The organism is Mycobacterium sp. TH-M25 (genome assembly GCF_057473665.1).
The window spans coordinates 1-6,769 of record NZ_JBYCLA010000542.1; the positions used below are offsets into that span (position 1 = coordinate 1).

General features: G+C 66.7%; 5 protein-coding genes and 1 pseudogene. All 6 read left to right on the forward strand.

What is annotated here, in order from left to right:
• A pseudogene (locus AC2VOU_RS18100) lies at positions 1-242 on the forward strand (hypothetical protein); the annotation flags it as partial.
• Between the two features lie 296 nt (positions 243-538).
• Positions 539-796, forward strand: a complete 258-nt coding sequence (locus AC2VOU_RS18105) for a hypothetical protein (RefSeq protein ID WP_081247677.1) — start codon at positions 539-541, stop codon at positions 794-796.
• A 26-nt stretch (positions 797-822) separates the two neighbouring features.
• A complete protein-coding gene (locus AC2VOU_RS18110) occupies positions 823-1,218 on the forward strand; it encodes a hypothetical protein (protein ID WP_084020058.1) in 396 nt (131 codons plus the stop codon).
• A 592-nt stretch (positions 1,219-1,810) separates the two neighbouring features.
• Positions 1,811-2,947, forward strand: coding sequence for a helix-turn-helix domain-containing protein (locus tag AC2VOU_RS18115; protein WP_220235637.1), 1,137 nt, complete (start codon positions 1,811-1,813; stop codon positions 2,945-2,947).
• Positions 2,948-3,214: 267 nt separating this feature from the next.
• Positions 3,215-3,367: a hypothetical protein gene (locus AC2VOU_RS18120; protein ID WP_170924480.1), complete on the forward strand. Its 153-nt coding sequence runs from the start codon at positions 3,215-3,217 to the stop codon at positions 3,365-3,367.
• A 453-nt stretch (positions 3,368-3,820) separates the two neighbouring features.
• Positions 3,821-6,769: MobF family relaxase (gene mobF / locus AC2VOU_RS18125; protein WP_486958614.1), on the forward strand; the 2,949-nt coding region annotated here is incomplete at its 3' end.

Below are 6,769 nucleotides of genomic sequence, written 5' to 3' on the forward strand. Positions count from 1 at the left end.
GCCGCGAAGGCGCACAAATGTCAGGAGTGAGTCATACCGTGGAAATCATGAACGCGAACACGCCGCCGGCCGCCAAGCCGCCGCAACCGGGTTCCGCCGAGCACTGGGCAGCATGGCTGGACAGATACGGCGACGACTACGCCACCGACGACGAACGCCGCGCCGCCTACCAGGACTTCCAAACCAACCTCGCCACCCTGCAGACCGCCTTTTCACAGCACCCATCGCCGCCGGCAACCTAGAAAGCCCCTCCACCGCCTGATCACACGCGCTTGCAGCCCGGATCGCGAACGTTTCCCGCATGCAGCAGGGGGCAGGGCAACACACCGAGACCTGCCCAGATATGCGCGAAGCCCGAGCGCCACGGTCGTCCGGCCGGGTGTCGGGCTCACTTCGCCCTATTCAGGCCATCTCCGTTGCATAATGGACGCCACACCACCCGTCCCTGCTGGGGGCGGGTTTTTGTCACCCGTTATCCCGCGATGAGTCTGTTACTTTGGGATTACCAGACTTCCTGACCAGAAGGTGACTCGCCGCTATGCCTCACGATGACGACCCGCGGCCGGGTCAATGGGTGCGCTACGACCAACTTGAACGCAAAGAGACCCGCCTACGCCCCGACCAGTACAGCCGCCTCAGCAGTATTAGCCGCGCCCTCAACCGGGCCCGGGCCGGCAAAGGCGAGCGGATCACCGAAAACACGCTCATACGAGTTGCGATCGATCTACTGCTCCAGCGCGAAACAGAGCTGGCCGGCGACACCGAAGCCGACCTACGCCAGTCGATAGGCCTATAACTTCGGAACTCTGTTAGTCTGTAAGTGTGACTACGGCTGATCAGTTCCTCACCGTTGCGGTCGCCAACGTCCGCGCATTCAACAACGCAACAACGGCGACCCAGCTAGCCGACCACCCAATCACCGCCGACCAGGCCTACAGCCTCCTTGACGCCGCCGAAATACTCACCCAGCTCATGCCGCAAACCTTCATCAGGCTCGGCCTGGCCGTAGGACAGCCGCTCACCACCCACGGCGACCCCGCCAACATCGACCTGGTGATCACCGCAGCCGCAGCCCACATGGCCCAAGCCGCCCAACTCATCTCAGACGCAAGCGAGAAAATCGCCCCACTGCTCGACCGCAGCGACGCCGACGATGACCGCCGGCGCCGGCGGCCGATGGTCGAGAGTATTCGCCGCTGGGTCTCAAAGGCCGCCTAAATCCCAGTCACGAAAACATCACGGACACACGGCGTGTCAGCACCGAATTCAGATTTCAGCCCTGCATGATCGGGGCCATGGCTGGACCAAATAGACCGGGCAGAGTTCATCTCGGCCCCCGTCATGTAATCACCATGCGAATCCCCGTAGCAGTGCGTGAAGCTGTGGACGCGGCCGCAGCGGCCAGAGGGATTGATCGATCAAGCTATTTGGCTGACGTCATCGCCGCCCATGTCGGAAGACCCGACCTCGTAAGGCATCTCAACGAGGACAAGGAAGAGGTTCTGCCACTGGCGATGTGAGAGCTACGCCTCGGCGCCCAAACGGCTTTGCAGGACTCAATTGGGCGACGCCGAGGCAGACGTGGACACCTGAATAAACGGCGAAACCCCCGGCTGGCAGGCCGAGGGCTTCGACTTCCCCGAAGGGATTTGCTTTGGCGAGCAGATCTCACGGTAGCGCATACCTGAATCTGATTCCAGATGGCGCGCGCCGTGACGTTTCAGAAACCCAAAAACTGCTGCATCGCGGGTGCACCCGTCTACAGCCGCGGCGCGGAACGGCCCGCACAGGCCCACGCGCGCAAGCCTTATTGGCGGCCAACTGCCGGACGATCGCGGCGGCCATCGTCCTCGAGCTCGGCCCCGCGCCCTACGCGGGCGTGCCCTGCTGGACCGGCGCACAGCGGTGGGCCCAGTGGACCGTTCCGGTGGCCTACGACCTGCGCTACGACACCGACGTGCGCCCCCACATGGGTGCCAACCAAATCAGCCGGCGCGCGCTACTGCGCATCGCTGAGGCCCGCGCCCACTACGCCGACTACGCCACCGGCCGGGACTGCCGGCCCAGCAACGAACGGCTCGCCACCGACACCGGCTACGACGTGCGCACCATCCAACGCGCCAACACCGTGCTGCGACTGCTCGACGTGGCCACCGAGGTGCTACGCGGCCGCCAACGCACCCGCACCGAACGCCTGGCCTCCTGGCGCGTCGGGGACCGCGGCCGCGGCTGGGCCTCCGTGTGGGCACTGCACGACCACCGGCTGCTCAACCGCGTCATCCACAAGATTCAAAAGGTGCTGTCACCCCATCCACGAAGTGGTCCCGTAAGGGATCAACACGTCCGTCAGGACGTGGTTACTACCGCCACCCGTCGCCGTACCGGCGCCGGCAAGCGCGGCGCAGCGCGCCGCGCACGCCCTGACCCCGGGGGGCTGGCCTTGGCCAAGTCCTGGCGCGCCCACCCGCAGGCCCCGCCGTGGTGTCACCGGCATAGTCCCACCGCCTGGGCGGCCATGCTGGCTGCGCCGGCCGCCGCCGGCTGGACCCCGCGCGACCTCAACCAGCTCATCAACGACTGGCTCGGCGTAGGTCACTGGATCCCCGACACCCCGCACAAACCAATCGGGCTGCTCGGGGCGATCCTGGTCTGGCACGGTGCTGACAACCTGGGCGATCGACCGGCTGCCCTCGATGAGGCCCGCGAAGCGCAAGCCCGCGTCGCCGCCGAACAACTGCGCCGCGCCGAGAGTGCGGCGTCGCACCGCGCACATCTGGCCGGCCGCGCCGCGGCCGAGGCCGCACAGTCTGGTCCCGGCCGTGCTGAAGCCTTCGCCGCCCTCGCGGCCGCGCGACAGCACAGCGCCCAGCGCCGAACCGCTCAAGCTGCCGCCGAGCAAGCACGCATCGACGCGCTCATCGAACGCGCCCGCACCCCGCGCCGCTAGCCAACCAATGCACCCCACCCACCACCGCCGCCACCACACGCCAACCATGCGCCATCACAGCCCAGCGCCTTCCCATCGGACGCCGAGTCAGGCCGGAACACTCGGACCGCTTGTGTGGTGGTTGCGACCCGCCGCGCCGCCCAGCGCCACTTGCTCGCCACCCGCCATCCGTGTCCGCGCGCGCATGTCAACAGCTCGCCATTTCGAAAGGGGCTGCACCCCCGTGTTTGCCCGTTGTGATCGTGTTGACTCGGTAATCTTTCGACGATGGAGGAGGCACTGCTGCGGCTGCTGGTCGCGCGTGATCCCATTCCGCCTGCCGTGCTGTCCTGGATCGTCACCGGAACCTGGCCGCACGAACTCACGCAGCCCCGCTATGACGTGTCTTTCCCGCACCTGAGCGGCCCCCAGCCCTTCTAAGCGCCAACCGGCACACAATGCCCCCCTGTCTGTCCGCCCACGGGCAATACAGCAGTCCCACTCGCCGGGGCCGGGCCCCACGCCGCTCGCCGTAGCGGCCGAAGGCGTCGTGCTGGGACCGTTTGGGCCAGGCCCCAGCGCGCGCGGACGATCAACACCGCCTTGTTCGTTCCACCCCTCGCACACTCAGCTCCCCCTCCTTCCCTCTCGTCCCCGCCTTCTCCCGACTACGCTTGCCCCACAAACCGTTTTCTCACCAATTCTCGCCATTTCCTCCTTTATCGATAACCACTCCACCGACACCGCCTGCCCCACACAGCAATTCACACAAGCTCACCGACTTCCGCTATGGCACATTGGCACAAGGGGTGCAAGCATGGGCTGTGGCGAACCTTCGGTCCGCCACACCCGGCCCCGGCGTGCGGGGTCGGTCACCGTGGACAGGGTGGGGCGTTGCTTTCGATTTCGAAGCCGATGAAGCGGCATTCGGTGCTCTACTACAACGACACTGCGCGTGCGGCGATCTCGGCATCGGCCGATCGGCAACGCGCCGGTGGGGGGTTGGCCGAGTACTACTCCGAAGGCGAAACCCGCGCCCCGGTCTGGGTGTGTGTGGGTGAGTCCGGCGATACCGAAAAGGCAGCCACGCTAGTCGGTTTGAGCGCTGCCGATCGTGCCGGCGGGCCCGCCGATCTAGACGTGGTGGCGCGCTGGCTCGATGAGGGAATCGCCCCCAACGGGGCGCAGGGCCGGGCATTTTCTGCGCGCTCAACCCACGGGTTCGATTTGACGTTTGGTGCCCCTAAAAGCGTGACGCTGCTGCGCGCTGTGAGCGGTGACGACGTACTAGCGAAAGCGGTGGTGGAGGCCCACAACCACGCCGTGCGCGAGGCGCTGGAATACCTCTATGACCACGCCGGCTACACCCGCGTGCACAACCCGCACACCGGCAAAAAAGACCTCGTGCGACTGCCGGGTTTAGTGATGGCGGCCTACCAACATGAGACGTCGCGCGACGGTGATCCGCACCTGCACACCCACGTTCTATTGCCCAACACTCAGGCCCGTGGCGATGGCACGTTGGTGTCGGTCGACTCCAAATCGCTGCACCATGAAGCCAAGGCTGCCGGCATCATTTATCAGGCCACGTTGCGACACCATCTGTTCCAGTCGGTGGGCTTGGAGTGGGGGCCGATCGACCCCCGTACCGGCATGGCTGAGATCGCCGGCGTGGACCGCGCCACGATTAAGTCATGGTCGCAGCGCTCGACCGAATTGCGGGCCTGGGCGGAGCAGAATTTGGTCGTCGACGAGCAGGGTGGCGCGACGGCGGCGCAGTTGGCCGCCGCCCAAAAAGCGACCCGCCCGGCCAAGCCTGAGCACCTGTCGTGGGCTGAGTTAAAGCACCTGTGGGCGCACGATGGCCGCGGTTTTGTCATCGACGAGACTGCGCAACTGGCGGCGCGGCTCGGCCGCAAATCCATGCGGTTCGACGTTCATGCGCTGGGCCGCCAGGCCGCGGTCGGCATCGACAAAGCGGCGTTTACGCGCGCCGATCTGGTGGAAGCAATCGGGTCCCGGCTCCCGCCGTCGATCGAAGGCGCCGCGTCGAACATCGACGGCAACGCGATCCCCCCGCGGTATCTGATTGAGGGCATCGCCGAGCGGATCGGCATCCGTATCAGCGCCCCCCGGCTGGCCCATGAACGCGAAGGACATGAACGATTCACCACCGCCGCGGTGATCGCCGAAGAGGCCGCCGTGGTGGACCTGATGGGCGCCCGCGACAAGCGCGCGGCGCTCGCTCCGGAGGCCCTGGACACCGCTGGTTTATCGGTGGATCAAGCCGCCGCGATCACTGCGATTGCGACCTCGCCGTGGTTGATTCAACCGCTGTCTGCGCCCGCCGGCGCCGGGAAAACGACCTCGCTCAAAGCGCTGCGCGCGGCCGTGCACCGCGGCGGAATATCCCGCGTTGTGGTGGTGGCGCCGACCGGAAAAGCCGTCGATGTGGCCGTGCGCGAAGGTGCCGGCGACACCGGCTACACCGTCGATAAAGCCGTCAAAGACCTGCGAAACCATGAGCTGACATTCGATGCTCGAACCCTGGTTGTCGTCGACGAGGCCGGCATGGTCGGCACCCCGCATCTACGCGAATTGCTCACCGCCGCAACGACCGCTGGCGCCAAAATCGTGCTCGTCGGCGACGCCTATCAGTTGGCTCCGGTCAAGGCCCGCGGCGGCATGTTCGCCCAACTCGTGGCCGATCTGCCCTGGGCGCAAAAGCTTTCCCAGGTGTGGCGCATGCGCGACCCCGACGAACGCACCGCATCGCTCGCGATACGCAACGGCGGCCCGAAACCGCTACGCCGCGCAGTCGAGTGGTATCGCACCCACAACCGCTTGCACACCGGTGACGCCCTGACCATGGCCCACGACGCACTGAAGGCCTACCAGGCCGATCTCGACGCCGGAAAAGACGCCCTGTTGATGACCGACAAGTGGGACGTCTGCGACGCTCTCAACACCCGCCTGCACCACCAAACCGTGGCTCCGCAAGCGCCCACCGTGGCTGGCGCGCGTGGGCATCGCATCGGCGTGGGTGATGTCATCATTTCGCGCCGCAACGACGCCACCGTGCCCGTCGTGGACGCCACTGACAGCACTAGAATGGCGGAGCCGGTGCGCAACGGGCACCGCTGGCGGGTCTACAAAATCGACCCCGACAACCACCGTGTCTATGCTCGCCGTCTCACTGATGGGGCCCGCGCTATGTTCGCCGGCGAGTACCTGGCCGAGCACGTCCACTACGGCTACGCGGTGACCGTGCATGCCTCCCAAGGAGCCACCGCCGGTGACGCGCTGACCGCGGGCACCGCTCATGCCATCCTCAGTGAGTCCGCCAGCCGCAACCTGGCCTATGTCGCGCTGACCCGTGGCCGCGACGCCAACCACGTGTACACCTACGAGAACACCACCGCCGGCGATTATCTGGCTGAACACGTCCAGGCCGCCGAACACCAGGGCGTGCACGCCGCGCAACGTGGCACCAGTCGCGAGGCCGCCGCCGCGCTGCGTACCATCCTGGGCCGCGACGAGCGCGCCCAGACCGTGATGGCGGCCGCGGCCGCCGCCGACCGCACCCAACAGCCCGCAGCGCTCCGTTCCCTGCTGACCAAGCGCGACCGGGTACGCACCCGACTACGCGCCGAGCACCGCACCTACACCGCTGCTCGTGAGCTGGCTGCCGAGCTGCCCGCGCTACGCAATGAAATCGACTTCGCTGACGTCGCCGGCCGCGCCTTCGCCGGCGCCACCGGCTACCTGATCACGGCCAACTCCCTGGATCACCTCGACGAGGCCCACCGCCAGGCCGTCACCGCCATCGCCCGCGACCGCCAC